Origin of the sequence: Pseudomonas sp. So3.2b (assembly GCF_019464415.1) — a bacterium.
GTDB classification, from domain to species: Bacteria; Pseudomonadota; Gammaproteobacteria; order Pseudomonadales; family Pseudomonadaceae; genus Aquipseudomonas; species Aquipseudomonas shahriarae.
Genome location: NZ_CP080494.1, coordinates 2,250,852 through 2,268,339, shown reverse-complemented (window position 1 = coordinate 2,268,339; position 17,488 = coordinate 2,250,852). Strand labels below are relative to the sequence as shown.

Genomic DNA, 17,488 nt, shown 5'->3' with positions numbered 1-17,488 from the left:
TTACCTCCTGACCTCGGCATGCAACGCCGAAGGTTCTTGATTTTTTATCACGACAGACCAGTACCACAATATCACTAAGAACCCGAAGGAATTGAAAAGAACGGGATTACTTAAAGACATTATAAGATACATAAAAATTATCAAGCGGCTGGACGATCCTTGCACACTTGGTACATACCTGCGAGTAGGAAAAAGCAGAATACTAAACAAGAGGATCGATAAAGGAAGGCCAACATACCGGATTGAATCCATCCAGGTAATTTCAGTTTGCGACACCAACCTTTGATAGCCTTCAGTATAAAAAAATGAGCCAAGGCCATTACCGAACACCAGCATTTTCCAATCCACAACATTCAGAAACGACAAAAAGTGGCCAATCTTTATACTGTTAGACGCTTCATCGGAGCTGAATACGCTAGTTTCCGCGACCAAGTACCCCACAACCAAAGAAACCGCAGGAACCAAAACGCTTAACACCAACAGGCGCACAGCCCAACTTTGATTATAAAAGTACAAGACAAACATCGAAATCATACCCATCACCATCAACCCTCTAGAGGCCGACGAGACAATAGCGACCATTATCACAATCATAAAAAATAACGAATGAAGTCTTTTAGACTTCAAAAAATCAATAAAAAACAAAGATAAAGGAAGCAACATAAACGGAGAGGAGCGATGATGAAGCATAAACATCTCCAACCCGCCAAAATTACGCAGACCGTAATATCCAAGTTCATTAGCATTATAAAAATCGAGCAGTGCCACCGCCAGAAATGATCCTGGCTCGACCATCAATACAAAAGAAAACATACACATGATAAGCGCGAAGATAGCACCTACAGATTTGACAATTTCACCCATATCCACCCTGAACTCAGCGATGGTATAGATCAGAAAGAGTGAGACAGCGCCCAACAGCATTTGCCGGGAAAAATCAGCGTCTGTGTCACCGATCAGCCCTAGAAGGAAACCATATAAAAAAATCGAAACCACAATAATCGGCGCAATCGTTCTCAGTGGCCGAGCCAACAAAACATAAACCGCCATCAAAAAAAGCGGTATGAAAAACAATTTATTCAGTACAAAGATCGGCACCAGCACGGTCGACAGACAATAAAAGAATAATAGCCAACGTATAATCCGACTAGTCATTGAAAACCCACGCTCGATCAACGAAAACAATATTCATCGAAACTTCCTCGCCAAGATCATCTTCGCCAACAGCTTAAATTTTTTCCCCATAGATAGCGCAGCGAACAAGCGGCACGCCAAATTCCGCTCGAATCTGGACAGTAGTAAAAAGGTATCCAAGGCAATATCCACGTTTAAAGAGCCTTTTGGCTCCTCAAAAAAAGCTGTATCTCCTGCCCAATTACCGTTTGAATCCAGTGGGTTCGCGCAAACCTGCCCGTCGTACAGACAGTTCAGATAGCGCTCCTTTACCGAGTCATACGCATTAACCTTCTCAATAGCAAAAAAAGTTTCCTTGTCGTATCTGTAGTCTGCTATAGATTCCATAACAGCGTCGATATCGGCTCGCTTGAGCTTGTCCGCCGGGGAATAGCCCTGGACCGGGGAGATTAGCCCGACACACCGCTGCCCTTTGACGAATTGCTCTGCGAAAGCAGTCCCGCCTGGCAGTGGGTGGCTATCAACGTAAAAGTCCGCCTTAGTGACCAACTTACTGTACTCCTGAAAATCAAGGTGTGCCCTGATACTCAGCCTGGAGCCATATCGAAGTTTTAATGGCCACCACCAGAACGCTTTTTTAACGTCACTGCCAATAACCATGAATGTGGAGGCGGGGTAATCATCAAGAATACGTGCTACTAACTTGAAAATACTAAAGCCTTTGCGGGGCTTGTACTTGATATCTGAGCCTGCAGAAATGAAAAGCAACGCAGCCTGCGTGGTTGGTTTGAAATCACCAGCCATCTGCGCACGTGGCATGTTCAGCGGGATACCCAGGAAGCTCTTACGCCCCTGAATACACTTCGTTAAATCAAAACGGCGGCCGTGGCCGCTGAGCTCAAAGTAATAGTCCGCGACCGAACTCCCATAGGAGAAAACGTGGTCGGCATGATTGACAAAAAACACTTCAAGCCCGGAAAGACGTTTTGCTACTCCACACGCGATGACTACCAGGATATCGTCAGGATGGATATGCAGGACGGCCTTTTTATAGCCCGACAATAGACCAACCATCTCCGCCAGCGCATCGACAGGACACGAAGCACTAACGACTCTGGTTTTATCAAAAAATCTACAAACCTGGGCCTTGGCATCTAGTGCTGCTTGGCGTGAGATCAACAGATCGGCAGGTTCGGCATGCATGGAGGCAAGCTTTTCCATCAACCTCGTATGCCCACCGGTCATGAAGGGCTCGCTCACAACATGCAAAACCTCCCCACACTCATTTAGCGCCGCCACAGAACCTGTATCCGCCATCGAAAGACAGCGCTCAATGAGGTCCGCTTCGATAAGCGGCGCATCGTGAATCCCTACATCCGCAAACCAGAGAAGGTTGCCGTAGGCACACGCCAGTGCGAGCGCCTGATTCAGGTCAGCCGTCTCGCGAATAGCAACTTCAAAATCCTTAAATATCTTTTTCAAGCTTTATGTTCCAGCTTATTATGAAAATAGTTATCCAACCTTAAATAGACAAAAATATACATAACTAAACTATACAACGCATAATTTACCGCATAGGCCCAGGTAGCCGACTCAACCCCCCACCATTGCGTGAATACTATGGTCAACAAATACAACGAAATACTAAATATTATTTCAGTTATGATAAAAACCTTAACCATGGCTCGACTGAGCATGACATATGCCATTATCCAACTAAATATTTTCAAGGAGTCGCCCACGACTTGCCCGGCGAAAAAATTCCGAACAGGGTAGAAGTCAGAGGTGAACAGCACTGCCACTACAAAATCCCGAAGAACATATATTGTCCCAGCGGCTAACAAAGCAACCGGAAAAATCAGCTTATAGCCCTGTATAATCTCCGCTCTTACCTCATTCGCCGTTTTCAACTCAGAAAGCTTAGGAAGATAGTAAACACTTAATGTTGTCGTTACCAGTAATAGGTAAGCAGCGCTCAAGCGCCACATAGCCTCCCAATAGCCAGCCATTTCCCAGCCATATTCTGTCCCGATATGACTACGGACCAGCATCTGCGCTAACGGTGCGCATGCTGCAGAAACAACCGCCATCAAGAAGAAGGCAAATAATTTCTTCGCGATCTGTTTGTCCGGGCACCCAAATAGGTATGAGATCTTAAACCATTGAGTTCTCAGGCAAAGCAGCAATGTCACAATAAAACTGATAGATTGGTAAATAACCAGCGCTACCAACGCGCCATACAAACCGAAGTTGGTTGCCAGATAAAAAGTCACACCAAATGATAGAAAACTGCCCGCGATATTAGCAACGATATATAGTACAATTTCCTTTCGCCCGTTCAATATCGCAAGCAGCAATATATTCAGCGAAAAAAAAATAACAACACAGGAAAACCAAAGAAAGACACCACTCAAGTCGGTATTATTTAAAAACAACGATGCAAGCTCTTTACTGTAAACCGCAATAAGCAATGCAACAGCAACACTACCCACCACTGCAACAAACCCTGCTGTTTTCCATAGTTTAATCTGCTGCTCAGGCTCTTCATGATATTCAGCTGTATACTTGACAACGCCATTGGTAATAGCGCCACCAGTAAATATCGTTATAACCTGCAACGCATTCTGAAATTGCCCTATCGCGGCATATCCAGCCGGCCCTACATAAATCGCCAAGACTTTATTAAGACCCAACAAGGTAATCATTTTAATGGCAACAGCAATACCATTTAACAAGCTGGTCTTAACAAGATTCATACAGTGTCCGGTCGAAAGCTATTACAGGCATCGATAACAACACGAGCCTCTTCGAAGGACAATGTCGGTCCTATTGGCAAGCTGAGAATTTGCTCATGTATCTGTACCGAGATAGGAAGTTTTTGCTCCTTCAGATCAGCATATGCCTGTTGGAAGTGAGGCGGAATTGGGTAATGGATGAGTGTTTGTATACCTTGTGCGCTGAGGTGGGCTTGAAGAGCATCCCTATGGGCACACAGCACAGTGTATACATGCCATACATGGCTGTCGTTACTCGAGGCGTTGAATGCCGCCCCCACAGGCAATGTAATAGCTGGGTTACTGATCAACTGGCCATACAGCCCAGCGATTTCACGACGATGTGCTGTTTGTTTATCCAAGTATTTCAATTTCACCGATAAGCATGCAGCCTGCATTTCATCCAGCCGGCTGTTGATACCGCGATAAATATTCTTATATTTTTCGTGCGACCCGTAGTTGCCCAACGCTCGAACTGTCTTGGCCAGGAATTCGTCATTAGTCGTGACTGCCCCAGCGTCACCCAGCGCGCCTAGATTTTTCCCGGGATAGAAGCTAAACCCGGATGCATGCCCCCAACTACCGGCCTTCTTCCCATCGAGAGTTGCCCCATGGGATTGCGCCGAATCTTCAAGAACTAGTAAGTCATGGGCGCGAGCAAGCTCCATGATTTTCGGCATATCAGCCAGCCGACCGTAAAGGTGCACAGGCAAAATCATCCGAGTTTTTGATGTAATCGCTGCCTTTGCGTTCACTGGGCATATATTGAACGTCTTCGGATCAGGCTCAACCAATACGGGGGTCAATCCATTCTCTGAAATGGCGAGGATACTAGCAATATAAGTATTGGAGGGAACAAGAACCTCATCGCCCTCCGCAAGGAGACCCAACTCCTTCCAGGCACGAATGACTAATACCAACGCATCCAGCCCGTTAGCAACACCAATGCAGTGTTCAACACCACAGTATTGAGCAAACTCCTGTTCGAATGTCTGTAGCTCTTTCCCACCGATATACCAGCCAGAATCAACAACGCGCGCACAGGCTGTCACCAACTCATCACGGCAGAGATCATTTACAGACTTCAAATCAAGAAATTTTATCATTTATAAAACACTCTTTACTTTAACGCGCCAGAAATCGGATTGACTGTAACCATCACATTAATTAACTGGCCGTTTCACCAGAAAATCGGAACACTATCTATATTTTAGAAATCATTAATCAAATTTTTGAATACCGAGTATTCCCTTAGATAATCACTCTCATCATAAATATCACTCGCCAATACCAGCAGTACGCAATCCGGGCTGAAATCATGCATCTCGTGCCAAATCATGCGATCGATAATGATGGCCTTATCAGGCGCGTCCAGCCACACTTCCTCTTTGCTCACCCCATCATCAAGCTTCATCAAACAGCGTCCAGAAACACAGACGGCCACCTGCAGCAGTTCCTTATGGGCATGAAATCCACGCGGAACTCCTTGTTTAGTTCCAGTGAGGTAATAAACACGTTTAATTTCAAACGGAATATCATTTTCATACTCCAGCGCAACCAGTTGGCCCCGCTCATCACCTTTGGAGGTGATATCCAGAAACTTGATCAAACTCATGCTTGCTTCTCCGAGAGGCTATCGGATGTCGGAGCCTTGTCATCTTTATCACTAACGTTAAAGCCGCCGGTAGCAGGCCAATTTATCCCAAGCCTTGCATCACTCCAGTGCAGCGCCCCTTCAGAGTCTTTATCGTAATAATCTGTCGTTTTATACAAAAAATGCGTGCCATCTTCCAAAGCAACAAAACCGTGGGCGAAACCCTCAGGAATCCATAGCATCAAGTTGTTTTGGGTGTTTAGCTCCACGCCGACCCATTGCAGGTAAGTGCTGGACCCAGGCCGAATATCCACTGCCACATCAAAAGCGGCACCGCGTACCACACGCACCAGCTTGCCTTGGGCATGCGGTGCGCGCTGGAAGTGCAGCCCCCTTAGAACGCCCTTTGCCGAGCAGGAATGATTGTCCTGGACAAATGCTCGCGGAATAGGCAACTCAAGCTCTTTAAGTGCTGTATGAAACCGCTCTTCGTTAAAGCTTTCCATAAACCAGCCGCGATCATCGCCAAAAACTTTTGGCTCAATGATTACAACGTCAGGAATAGCAGTCTGAATCAGTTTCATGCCTTTGAGGCCTCTTCCAGAAGTTTCTGCAAGTACTGGCCATAGCCTGTCTTTTTCAGTTTTTCCGCCTGAGCACCCAGTTGCTCTGGGGTGATCCAGCCTTTATGGAATGCAATTTCTTCAAGGCAGGCGACTTTCAACCCCTGGCGGTGCTCAATGGTATGAACGAAATGACTCGCCTCCAGGAGCGACTCATGAGTACCCGTGTCCAGCCAGGCAAAACCACGGCCCAGCATTTCCACGGTTAATGACTTGTCATCCAGATAGGCGCGGTTGACGTCAGTGATTTCAAGCTCGCCACGGGGAGATGGCTTGATGCTTTTAGCAATTTCCACGACTCGGTTGTCGTAGAAGTACAAGCCTGTTACTGCATAGTTGGACTTCGGCTTGGCAGGTTTTTCTTCGATACTCAGCGCCCGGCCGTTGGCGTCAAACTCAACAACACCAAAACGCTCAGGATCTGATACATGATAGCCAAAGACTGTCGCACCAGACGCCTGGGACATGGCAGATCGCAAGTTATCGGAAAAGTGCTGGCCGTAGAAAATATTGTCGCCAAGGATCAGGCAGCAAGGATCCTCACCAATAAACTCCTCGCCAATCAGGAAGGCCTGGGCCAATCCGTCAGGGCTGGGTTGCTCGGCATAGCTGAGCTGGATGCCGTACTGGCTACCGTCTCCCAGGAGCTTTTTAAAGCAAGGCAGATCTTCCGGGGTAGAGATGATCAAAATTTCGCGCATGCCAGCCAGCATCAACACGGACAGCGGATAGAAAATCATCGGCTTGTCGAAAATAGGCAACATTTGCTTGGATACACCCAGTGTCAGCGGGTGCAAACGCGTCCCGGAGCCGCCAGCGAGGATGATGCCTTTACGCTTGATGTCCGTCATATTTGTAAGACTTCCTTAAATATCTGCATTACACCAAGCCACACATGTTTGAGCAGGTGAAAAATAGAGCGTAGCTTCTCGGTATTGAGCTGCAATTTCAATGTCTGTGGCCGGCAATTCGAAGTCACCAATATAAAAATTTAATCTCTTCGGGGGGAGAACTCTCACCTGCAACTGCTTCCTGCACGCCGCAGACAACCCCCTGCGCCAAGAATGACCGAATGAGCCAGGCTGATCGAATCGCGTAATTATGATCCATCCACTGCCGGTGGCTGCCGTTTTTTTATGAATCAGATGCCAGCAGCAACGGCTGACCCTGGACACCAGCCGAGATGTGAGGGCGAAAACTGCTTATCCCGCTGGGCTATAGACAACAAGTTGCAGGCTAGTTTCCTTATAAAATAAAATCCTGCATTGCCTGGGGAAGACATTGCGGATCGCCGGCTTGTTCAAACCTGCATCGCTACCCACCTGGGTTGGCGAGCCGGGCTCCTTCGCACGAGCCGGCTACACCCCCGTCTGGAACAGGTCCGCGTTTTCACGACGATCGGAACGCTCCGTGGCAATCGCGTAATAGGTGAAACCATTCAGAATGGCGACGCCATCAACGCCTCTCGAATAAATCATCACAAGCTTGATATAAGCACTGAGGAAGTCGACCTTCTTGGGATCGGGCAAAATGAGCTCAATAGGGTCACGATTAAACTCCTCGAAACTCTGCCTCAAGGTCCGGCCAGGCTGCTCAAAGGCCTCGAACAGCTTCTGGTTTGAGCGGAAAACCCCAAGTGAGTATCGGAGGATTTCAATGAAGCCCCCACTCTGACGAGAGCGTCACCAGAAGGAAGCGTATAAATCTCGGAGCGATTCAAAACATTCAGTCCGTTAATTGCAGCCGGGCGCAACATACTACTGACTTCGTATTGAGGAGGCGCAGCAAGACCATGACTCACTCTTTCCGCTTCCAGATAGCCTGAGAACGTGCAACAAGGTCAATCTCTCCGGACCAAAAAATCGGGGGCGCGCGGAAGCTCCTACGCACAACAAAACCCTACCCTCAAAGAGAAACTGCGGGCTCGTTATGCAGACGACCTTGTGGTTTTTTATATTTATGAGGGGCGACCAAATAGCCCAGCTTCGCTGCCAGGCAGATGCCACACAAAATGACCGCAATCTCGTCGTAGATTGCAAAACTAGACATGCCTGCAGGCAATTCCTATTTCGCGACTCAATTGCACGATAAATGATTATAGGGAGCCCTAAAGCCATTACTTCCCGACGGCACAGCAGCGCTCAACGCATCGCAGCCCGTAGCACCAGCGCGCTACAGGCGACAGACGGTCTCCACCACGAGATCAACCCTACAACGCTGGGGTCTGACGTTTTCTGGGTCGAATCAGCAAGCCGAGGACCGGCCCCACCAACATCCCAACAATCAACGCCAACGTCACAAACACCGACACCGGCAGCTCCGGCGTAGACCACCCCAAGAACGCCAGGGCGACGTCTTGCTGGTTTTCCAGTACGAATGCCAGGATCGCCAAGGCGACGATCAGCACTATCAGTACCAGGGCGACGCGCTTAACACCGCGCATAAACTTCTCCTATCCCCAAAAAAGCTCAGACGCCGTCTTCTTCATCTTCGTTCACTCGATCACGCAATTCCTTGCCCGGCTTGAAATGGGGCACGAATTTGCCGTCAAGGCTGACCGACTGGCCGGTTTTTGGGTTGCGGCCCACGCGTGGTGCGCGGTAGTGCAGCGAAAAGCTGCCAAAGCCGCGGATCTCTATTCGGTCACCCGTGGCCAGGCACTGGGACATTTGTTCAAGCATGGTCTTGATGGCCAACTCCACATCCTTGGATGAGAGCAGCCCTTGATGGGTGACAATTCGTTCGATCAACTCCGACTTCGTCATATTTTTCCCTTCTTTTTCAAGCAGCTAGGAAAAGCGCTCCGAAGGTTTTAGCATGACCAGATGAATTTGAACAGCCTGTGGCTTGACTTATCTTGCGCAAACTATGGCAACCCTCACAGAATCCGCGATAACAGCAGATAGCCCCCAGGAAGCCACAGCAGACGTCTTACTGACAAACCGCTGTCAGTGCCGGAATCAGAAACCCTCAACCCGTACGCAGCCTCAGGCCGCCCCCATTGCGCAGACCAATCGCACCCAAGGGCAAAACCCAAATTCCAGACACAAAAAAGGGCGACCGAAGTCGCCCTTTTTCTATGGTCTGACAGAACTTAGTTCTGTTTTTCCATTTGTGCACGCAACAGGTCGCCCAGAGTGGTCGGACCCGAAGCAATGTCAGAGGTAGCTGGCTTGTCGCGCAGGCTCTGGATTGCTTCTTTCTCTTCGATCTCGTCTTTCGACTTGATGGAGAGTTGGATTACGCGGCTCTTGCGGTCAACGCTGATGATCTTGGCTTCTACTTCCTGGCCTTCTTTCAGAACGTTACGCGCGTCTTCAACGCGATCACGGCTGATTTCGGAGGCTTTCAGAGTCGCTTCGATATCGTCACCCAAAGTGATGATGGCGCCTTTAGCGTCAACTTCCTTCACGATGCCTTTAACGATTGCACCCTTGTCGTTCTCTTGAACGTACTCGGAGAACGGATCGCTTTCCAGTTGCTTGATACCCAGGGAGATGCGCTCGCGCTCTGGGTCAACCGACAGGATAACGGTGTCCAGCTCGTCGCCCTTCTTGAAACGACGAACAGCTTCTTCGCCAACTTCGTTCCAGGAGATGTCGGACAGGTGAACCAGGCCGTCGATGCCGCCGTCCAGACCAATGAAGATACCGAAATCGGTGATCGACTTGATGGTGCCGGAGATTTTATCGCCCTTGTTGAACTGGCCAGAGAAATCTTCCCATGGGTTAGATTTGCACTGCTTGATGCCCAGGGAGATACGACGACGCTCTTCGTCGATGTCCAGAACCATAACTTCCACTTCGTCGCCGACTTGTACGACTTTCGAAGGGTGGATGTTCTTGTTGGTCCAGTCCATTTCGGAAACGTGTACCAGGCCTTCCACGCCTTCTTCCAGCTCTGCGAAGCAGCCGTAGTCGGTCAGGTTGGTAACACGCGCGGTGACGCGAGTGCTTTCTGGGTAACGGGCTTTGATAGCAACCCATGGATCTTCACCCAGTTGCTTCAGGCCCAGGGAAACACGGTTGCGCTCGCGATCGTATTTCAGAACCTTGACATCGATCTCGTCGCCAACGTTGACGATTTCGGAAGGATGCTTGATGCGCTTCCAAGCCATGTCGGTAATGTGCAGCAGGCCATCGACGCCACCCAGATCGACGAATGCGCCGTAATCGGTGAGGTTCTTGACGATACCTTTGACTTGTTGGCCTTCCTGCAGGGATTCCAGCAGAGCTTCACGCTCGGCGGAGTTCTCTGCTTCCAGGACGCTGCGACGGGAAACGACAACGTTGTTGCGCTTCTGGTCGAGCTTGATGACCTTGAATTCGAGCTCTTTGCCTTCCAGGTGCGTGGTGTCGCGCACTGGACGAACGTCGACCAAAGAACCTGGCAGGAACGCACGGATGCCGTTAACGTCGACTGTGAAGCCGCCTTTAACCTTACCGTTGATAACGCCCTTGACCACTTCTTCAGCTGCGAAGGCTGCTTCCAGAACAATCCAGCATTCAGCGCGCTTGGCTTTTTCACGGGAGAGCTTGGTTTCACCGAAGCCGTCTTCAACCGAGTCCAGAGCAACGTGAACTTCGTCACCGACATTGATAGTAAGGTCGCCAGCGTCGTTGTAGAACTGCTCAAGCGGGATGAGTGCTTCAGACTTCAGACCAGCGTGAACGGTTACCCAGCGAGCTTGGTAATCGATATCAACGATAACACCGGTGATGATGGAGCCAGCCTGAAGATTCAGGGTTTTTAGGCTTTCTTCAAAGAGTTCCGCAAAGCTTTCGCTCATTTTAATTCCTGTTGATAAGGGCGAAGAATACGCCCATCTGCCACACCCCAGACGGTGTGGGTTACGTTCATATAAGAGAAGAAGCGCAGGTCTAGGACTGGTCCCCTGCACTTCCTCTAAGTCATCCGGCGATATCGCGCAGGGCGATTTCACTCAAGATGCGTTCCAGCACCTGCTCGATGGACAATTCCGTGGAATCCAGCTGTATGGCGTCAGCCGCCGGTTTGAGCGGGGCTACCGCACGCTGGGTGTCGCGCTCATCGCGCGCACGAATCTCATCTAGCAGACTCGACAGACTAACACCATCCACCTTGCCCTTCAACTGCAAGTAACGGCGGCGCGCCCGCTCCTCGGCGCTGGCCGTCAGGAAAATCTTCAGCGGCGCCTCGGGAAACACCACGGTGCCCATGTCGCGACCATCGGCCACCAGGCCCGGCGGCTCCTGGAAAGCCCGCTGGCGCTGGAGCAATGCATCACGCACGGCAGGCAACGCAGCAACCTGGGACGCCCAGGAGCCGACCTGCTCGTTGCGCAGATCATCCGTCACATCATCCCCTTCCAGGATAATGCGCAGCGCATGACCTTCGGTCGCACCGACGAACTGCACATCCAGGTGCGCCGCCAGCAGCACCAACGAGGCTTCGTTGGTCAGGTCGACGCCGTGATTGCGCGCCGCGAAAGCCAGCAGGCGATACAACGCCCCGGAATCCAGCAGGCACCAACCCAGGCGCTTGGCCAACAGGCCCGCGACAGTGCCTTTGCCAGAGCCGCTTGGCCCGTCGATGGTAATCACCGGTGCTTTGATATTCACAATTGAGCCTCTTGGGCAACACGCATGCCGACTTGGGCAGACAGTGTAAGAAAATTCGGAAAAGATGTAGCTACGTTGGCACAGTCATGGATACGAATCGGCGCAGTGGCGCGCAGGGATGCCACGCTGAATGCCATGGCAATCCGATGATCGCCGTGGGCATGCACCTCACCACCGGTCATGCCGCCGCCATCAATGATAATCCCATCAGGGGTCGGCACACACTTCACCCCCAGCGCCAGCAGACCGTCGGCCATCACCTGGATGCGATCGGACTCCTTGACCCGCAACTCTTCGGCGCCACGCAATACCGTGCGCCCTTCGGCGCAGGCAGCGGCGACAAACAACACCGGAAACTCGTCGATAGCCAGGGGCACCAGGGCCAGGGGAATCTCGATACCCTTGAGCCGTGCGGCGCGCACACGCAGGTCTGCAACCGGCTCGCCGCCCACTTCACGGGGGTTTTCCAGGGTAATGTCTGCCCCCATCAGGCGCAGGATATCGATCACCCCGGTGCGGGTCGGATTGATCCCCACATGCTCCAACAACAACTCGGAACCCTCGGCAATCGAAGCCGCCACAAGGAAAAACGCCGAAGAGGAAATATCGCCCGGCACCTCAATGCGGGTTGCCACCAACCCATGACCTGACTCAACCGCTACCGTCGCCCCCCTAACCTCCACCGGGCAACCAAAACCGCGCAACATGCGCTCAGTATGATCGCGGGTGGGCGCAGGCTCGGTCACCGCCGTCCGGCCTTCGGCGTATAGCCCCGCCAGCAACAGGCTGGATTTGACCTGGGCACTGGCCATCGGCAGCGTGTAATTCATACCCTTGAGCACCTGCCCGCCACGAATAGTCAGCGGCGGCTGCCCCTGGGGCCCGGTCTCGATCACCGCACCCATTTCTCGCAACGGCTTGGCCACACGATTCATCGGGCGCCTGGACAGCGAGGCATCACCGGTCAGGACGCTGTCAAAACGCTGCGCCGCCAATAAACCGGACAACAGACGCATGGACGTACCCGAGTTACCGAGATAAATCGGACCCGGCGCAGGCTTCAAGCCGTGCAGGCCAACGCCATGGATAGTCACCCGCCCATGGTGCGGGCCCTCGATCACCACGCCCATGTCGCGGAACGCCTGCAGGGTCGCCAGGGCATCTTCACCCTCGAGAAACCCTTCGACCTCGGTAATACCCTCCGCCAGCGACCCGAGCATGATCGAGCGATGGGAAATGGATTTATCCCCCGGCACCCGGATCTTGCCGCTCAACTGCCCGCCCGGATTGGCGACAAACACCACATCATCCGCATTGGCGGCAGCATCCATATACGCCCGGCGCGCGAGAATCTTGCTGAAGTGCTCCCGCGCCACTCGCGCCCGGGTAAAGACGCCCAGCAACTGGTGCCCATCTCCCGCATCGACCGCGTCGCGCAAGGCGTCGAGGTCACTGCGAAAGGTGTCCAGGGTGCGCAACACGGCCTCGCGGTTGGCGAGAAAGATGTCGTGCCACATCACCGGATCGCTCCCGGCAATTCGCGTGAAATCGCGAAAACCGCCGGCGGCGTAACGGAAAATCTCCAGGTTCTCGTTGCGCTTGGCCAGAGAATCCACCAGGCCAAAAGCCAGCAGATGCGGCAGATGGCTGGTCGCCGCCAGCACTTCATCATGGCGCTCGACCTGCATATGCTCGACATCCGCGCCCAGTTCGCGCCACAGCCGATCCACCACGGCCAGGGCCGCCGGGTCGGTTTCTGCCAGCGGCGTGAGGATCACCTTGTGCCGCCGGAACAGCTGGGAGTTGGACGCTTCCACCCCACTCTGCTCGGAACCGGCAATCGGATGCCCCGGCACGAACCGCGCCGGCATGCCGCCAAACGCCAGGCGCGCCGCGCGCACTACATTGCCCTTGGCGCTGCCGACATCCGTGAGGATCGCCTGCCCCAGATCCATGCCGGCCAACAACGCCAACAGTTTTTCCATGGCCAGGATCGGCACCGCCAACTGAATGACATCAGCGCCCTGGCAGGCAACGGCCAAGTCCGCCTCACAGCGGTCCACCACCCCCAGCTCTACCGCCAACTGGCGCGATTGCGGGTCCAGGTCCACACCGACCACTTCGCCACACAGGCCGCTTTCGCGCAGGCCCTTGGCAAAGGAGCCGCCAATCAATCCCAGACCGACCACCACCAGGCGACCGATCACAGGCACAGCAGGTTGCATTGCAATCACATCAACCACGGGCCAGGACCTTGGCCAACGCCTCAAGGAAGCGACTGTTTTCAGCCGGCAAACCGATGGTGATGCGCAAGTGGTTCGGCATGCCGTAATTGGCCACCGGACGCACGATCACGCCTTCGCGCAGCAGGCCCTGGAATACCGGAGCGGCCTCTTGGGCGAGATCCACGCAGACAAAGTTGCCCTTGGACGCAATCCAGCTCAGACCCAGTTCGCGGAAGCCTTGCTGCAGCTGCTGCATGCCGCTTTCGTTGATCCGTCGCCCCTCTTCCAGGTACTCGGCATCCTTGAGCGCCGCACAAGCCGCCGCCAATGCCAGGCTGTTGACGTTGAACGGCTGGCGCACGCGATTCAGCACATCCGCGACGACAGCTGTGGATAACCCGTAGCCGACCCGCAGCGACGCCAGGCCATAGGCCTTGGAGAAGGTGCGCGATACCAGCAGGTTCGGGTAGGCCGCAAGGAAGTCCAGGCCGTCGGGCAGGTCGCCGCCCTCGGTATACTCGATGTAAGCCTCGTCCAACACCACCAGCACATGCTCAGGCACATCCTGCAGGAACTCGTTCAGCGCGTCGGCACCGAACCAGGTACCGGTCGGATTGTTCGGGTTGGCGATAAACACCACGCGGGTCTGGGCATCAATGGCCGCCAGCATGGCCGGCAGGTCATGCCCCCAGTCCTTGGCCGCAATCACCCGCGCCTCGGCACCGACCGCCTGGGTGACAATCGGATACACCGCAAACGCGTGCTCACTGAATACCGCGTTCAGGCCAGGGGCCAGATAGGCACGCGCCACCAGCTCCAGGATGTCGTTGGAACCGTTGCCCAGGGTGACCTGGCTCAACTCGACCCGGCAGCGCTCGGCCAACAGGGACTTGAGCGCAAAGCCGTTACCGTCGGGATAACGCGTCAGCTCCGCCAGTTCTTCACGGATCGCCGCCAGCACCTTGGGGCTTGGGCCCAACGGGTTTTCATTACTCGCCAGCTTGACGATCTTCGCCGGATCCAGATTCAACTCGCGCGCCAACTCGTCCACAGGCTTGCCCGGAACGTAAGGCGAGAGTTGTTGCACGCCCGGCTGCGCCAGGGCGAGGAAGTTGCCACTCATGTCAAAGCCTCACAAAACCGCTTTCGGGTAAGAGCCCAGCACCTTGAGTGCCACGGCTTCCTGACTGATTTTCTCCAGCACACTCTTGACCAGCGGATCACGGTGGTGGCCGACGAAGTCGATAAAGAACACATAAGTCCATTTACCGCTGCGCGAAGGACGCGTCTCGATGCGTGTCAGGTCTATCCCGTTGTCGTGGAACGGCACCAGCAGTTCATGCAGCGCGCCAGGCTTGTTGCTCATTGAGACAATGATCGAGGTCTTGTCGTCGCCGGTTGGAGGCACTTCCTGGTTGCCGATCATCAAAAAGCGTGTGGAGTTATCCGGGCGATCCTCGATTTTCTCGGCCAGGCGCGTCAGGCCGTACAGGCCAGCCGCCATATCCCCGGCAATCGCCGCCGAGTTCCACTCACCCTTGACCCGCTTGGCCGCTTCGGCGTTGCTGGACACCGCCACGCGCTCGACATTCGGGTAATGGGCATCCAGCCACTTGCGGCACTGGGCCAGGGACTGGGCGTGGGAGTAAATGCGGCTGATGCTGTCGGTCTTGGTGTTTTCACCCACCAGCAAATGGTGGTGAATACGCAGCTCGACTTCGCCACAGATCACCATGTCGTGTTCAAGGAAGCTGTCGAGGGTGTGGTTGACTGCGCCCTCGGTGGAGTTTTCCACCGGCACCACACCAAAATTCACTGCGCCAGCGGCCACTTCACGGAACACTTCGTCGATGGCGGCCATCGGCTTGCTGATCACTGCGTGACCGAAGTGCTTCATGGCCGCCGCCTGGGTGAAGGTCCCCTCGGGGCCGAGGTAAGCCACTTTCAAGGGCTGTTCAAGGGCCAGGCACGAAGACATGATCTCGCGAAACAAGCGCGCCATTTCTTCATTGCCCAGCGGCCCCTGGTTACGCTCCATCACGCGCTTGAGCACCTGGGCTTCGCGCTCCGGACGGTAAAATACCGGCACTTCGCCTTCAGCCAGGGAGGCCATCTTGACCCGCGCCACTTCCTGGGCACACCGCGCCCGCTCACTGATCAGCTCCAGGACTTTGGTGTCCAGGGCGTCAATGCGCACACGCAGGGCCTTGAGTTCTTGCTCAGACATTAGCCGTGTTCCTTTTCGAACTCTGCCATGTAGGCCACCAGCGCCTTGATGGCATTGATGTCGACGGCGTTGTAGATCGAGGCGCGCATGCCGCCTACCGAACGATGGCCCTTGAGGTTCAACAGGCCACGCTCGTCGGCACCGGCCAAAAATGGCTTGTCCAGGCGGTCGTCGGCCAGGCGGAACGGCACGTTCATCCACGAGCGGGCGCTCAGGCTGATCGGGTTGCTGTACAGGCCGCTGGCGTCGATGAAGTCGTACAGAGTGCGCTTCTTCTCTTCGTTGAGCTTGCCCATGGCAGCCACACCGCCCTGCTCCTTGAGCCACTCGAACACCAGGCCCGAGAGGTACCAGGCAAAGGCCGGCGGGGTGTTGTACATCGAGCCGTTGTCGGCCGCGACCTTGTAGTTGAGCATGGTCGGGCACACCGAGCGGGCACGCCCGAGCAGGTCTTCACGGATGATGTTGACCAGGATGCCGCTTGGACCGATGTTCTTCTGTGCGCCGGCGTAGATCATGCCGTAGCGCGACACATCCATCGGGCGCGAGAGAATGTCCGAGGACATGTCGCACACCAACGGGACATCACCCACTTCAGGCACCCAGTCGAATTCCAGGCCGCCGATGGTTTCGTTCTGCACGTAGTGAACGTAGGACGCGTCCTTGGACAGCTTCCACTCGTTCTGGCCTGGAATAGCAAAATAATCGTAAGGCTTGGCCGTACCGGCCACGTTGATATTGCCGTAGCGCGAGGCTTCTTCAATGGCCTTCTGCGACCAGATACCGGTGTCGATATAGTCGGCAGTCCCGTCTTCGGGCAACAGGTTCAGCGGCAATTGGGCAAATTGCTGGCTCGCGCCGCCCTGCAGGAACAGCACCTTGTAGTCCGACGGAATGTCCAGCAGGTCACGCAGATCCTGCTCGGCCTTGGTGGCAATGGACACGAACTCATCGCTGCGATGGCTCATTTCCATGACCGAGAGGCCTTTGCCATGCCAGTCGAGGAGTTCACCCTGCGCACGCTGCAGGACTGCTTCAGGAAGTGCCGCGGGACCAGCACAGAAGTTATAGGCTCTCTTGCTCACATCCAATCTCGCTCTGATCTGGTGGTCACATAATTCGTGTTCGACACATAACCCCATGTGGGAGCGGGCGTGCTCGCGAAGGCGGCGTGTCAGGCCACACATGCGCTGACTGATACACCGCCTTCGCGAGCAAGCCCGCTCCCACAAGGGAATGCGCAGTATTGCAAATTTTCAAAGGGGACAAATAACAAGGGGGCGAATCTTCATCCGCCCCCTTGGTTGCCCG

At 53.8% G+C, this 17,488-nt stretch carries 16 protein-coding genes; all 16 read right to left on the bottom strand.

All coding sequences use genetic code 11. From position 1 onward, the window contains the following. Positions 1 to 1,104 carry a hypothetical protein gene (locus K1X80_RS10355; protein ID WP_169989356.1) on the bottom strand — a complete coding sequence of 368 codons (1,104 nt, stop codon included), beginning with the start codon at positions 1,102 to 1,104 and terminating at the stop codon, positions 1 to 3. Between the two features lie 84 nt (positions 1,105 to 1,188). After that, positions 1,189 to 2,616, bottom strand: a complete 1,428-nt coding sequence (locus tag K1X80_RS10350; RefSeq protein ID WP_169989357.1) for a group 1 glycosyl transferase — start codon at positions 2,614 to 2,616, stop codon at positions 1,189 to 1,191. After that, positions 2,613 to 3,890: an O-antigen translocase gene (locus tag K1X80_RS10345; RefSeq protein WP_220172875.1), complete on the bottom strand. Its 1,278-nt coding sequence runs from the start codon at positions 3,888 to 3,890 to the stop codon at positions 2,613 to 2,615. Before K1X80_RS10345 ends, K1X80_RS10350 begins: the two co-directional genes overlap by 4 nt. Next, entirely contained in the window at positions 3,887 to 5,014 is a 1,128-nt protein-coding gene (locus K1X80_RS10340) for a DegT/DnrJ/EryC1/StrS aminotransferase family protein (RefSeq protein ID WP_169989359.1), read from the bottom strand. The genes K1X80_RS10345 and K1X80_RS10340 overlap by 4 nt, the downstream gene beginning before the upstream one ends. A 104-nt stretch (positions 5,015 to 5,118) precedes the next feature. Next, positions 5,119 to 5,523, bottom strand: coding sequence for an FdtA/QdtA family cupin domain-containing protein (locus K1X80_RS10335; RefSeq protein WP_169989360.1), 405 nt, complete (start codon positions 5,521 to 5,523; stop codon positions 5,119 to 5,121). After that, positions 5,520 to 6,086 carry a dTDP-4-dehydrorhamnose 3,5-epimerase gene (gene rfbC / locus K1X80_RS10330; RefSeq protein ID WP_169989361.1) on the bottom strand — a complete coding sequence of 189 codons (567 nt, stop codon included), beginning with the start codon at positions 6,084 to 6,086 and terminating at the stop codon, positions 5,520 to 5,522. Before rfbC ends, K1X80_RS10335 begins: the two co-directional genes overlap by 4 nt. Continuing rightward, the gene (gene rfbA, locus K1X80_RS10325) at positions 6,083 to 6,976 is read right to left on the bottom strand and encodes a glucose-1-phosphate thymidylyltransferase RfbA (RefSeq protein ID WP_120732343.1); all 894 of its coding nucleotides are present in this window, start codon (positions 6,974 to 6,976) and stop codon (positions 6,083 to 6,085) included. Before rfbA ends, rfbC begins: the two co-directional genes overlap by 4 nt. Before the next feature lie 507 nt (positions 6,977 to 7,483). After that, positions 7,484 to 7,654, bottom strand: a complete 171-nt coding sequence (locus K1X80_RS28525; RefSeq protein ID WP_198792383.1) for a hypothetical protein — start codon at positions 7,652 to 7,654, stop codon at positions 7,484 to 7,486. Between the two features lie 680 nt (positions 7,655 to 8,334). Then, complete coding sequence (locus tag K1X80_RS10315) at positions 8,335 to 8,568, bottom strand: lipopolysaccharide assembly protein LapA domain-containing protein (RefSeq protein ID WP_120732339.1); 234 nt, start codon at positions 8,566 to 8,568, stop codon at positions 8,335 to 8,337. Positions 8,569 to 8,593: 25 nt separating this feature from the next. Next, positions 8,594 to 8,890 (bottom strand): integration host factor subunit beta, encoded by a 297-nt coding sequence (gene ihfB / locus K1X80_RS10310; protein WP_032888918.1) that lies wholly within the window; start codon positions 8,888 to 8,890, stop codon positions 8,594 to 8,596. 329 nt (positions 8,891 to 9,219) lie between these two features. Then, positions 9,220 to 10,914 (bottom strand): 30S ribosomal protein S1, encoded by a 1,695-nt coding sequence (gene rpsA, locus K1X80_RS10305; RefSeq protein WP_029298694.1) that lies wholly within the window; start codon positions 10,912 to 10,914, stop codon positions 9,220 to 9,222. Positions 10,915 to 11,035: 121 nt separating this feature from the next. Continuing rightward, positions 11,036 to 11,725 (bottom strand): (d)CMP kinase, encoded by a 690-nt coding sequence (gene cmk, locus K1X80_RS10300; RefSeq protein WP_057439220.1) that lies wholly within the window; start codon positions 11,723 to 11,725, stop codon positions 11,036 to 11,038. Then, on the bottom strand, positions 11,722 to 13,932 hold the full coding sequence (locus K1X80_RS10295; protein ID WP_258571565.1) for a bifunctional prephenate dehydrogenase/3-phosphoshikimate 1-carboxyvinyltransferase: 2,211 nt from the start codon (positions 13,930 to 13,932) through the stop codon (positions 11,722 to 11,724). Before K1X80_RS10295 ends, cmk begins: the two co-directional genes overlap by 4 nt. 28 nt (positions 13,933 to 13,960) lie before the next feature. After that, on the bottom strand, positions 13,961 to 15,073 hold the full coding sequence (hisC, locus tag K1X80_RS10290; protein WP_220172873.1) for a histidinol-phosphate transaminase: 1,113 nt from the start codon (positions 15,071 to 15,073) through the stop codon (positions 13,961 to 13,963). A 9-nt stretch (positions 15,074 to 15,082) separates the two neighbouring features. Next, positions 15,083 to 16,177 (bottom strand): prephenate dehydratase, encoded by a 1,095-nt coding sequence (gene pheA / locus K1X80_RS10285; RefSeq protein WP_025113086.1) that lies wholly within the window; start codon positions 16,175 to 16,177, stop codon positions 15,083 to 15,085. After that, the gene (serC, locus tag K1X80_RS10280; protein ID WP_128593801.1) at positions 16,177 to 17,262 is read right to left on the bottom strand and encodes a 3-phosphoserine/phosphohydroxythreonine transaminase; all 1,086 of its coding nucleotides are present in this window, start codon (positions 17,260 to 17,262) and stop codon (positions 16,177 to 16,179) included. Before serC ends, pheA begins: the two co-directional genes overlap by 1 nt. Positions 17,263 to 17,488 lie beyond the last annotated feature (226 nt).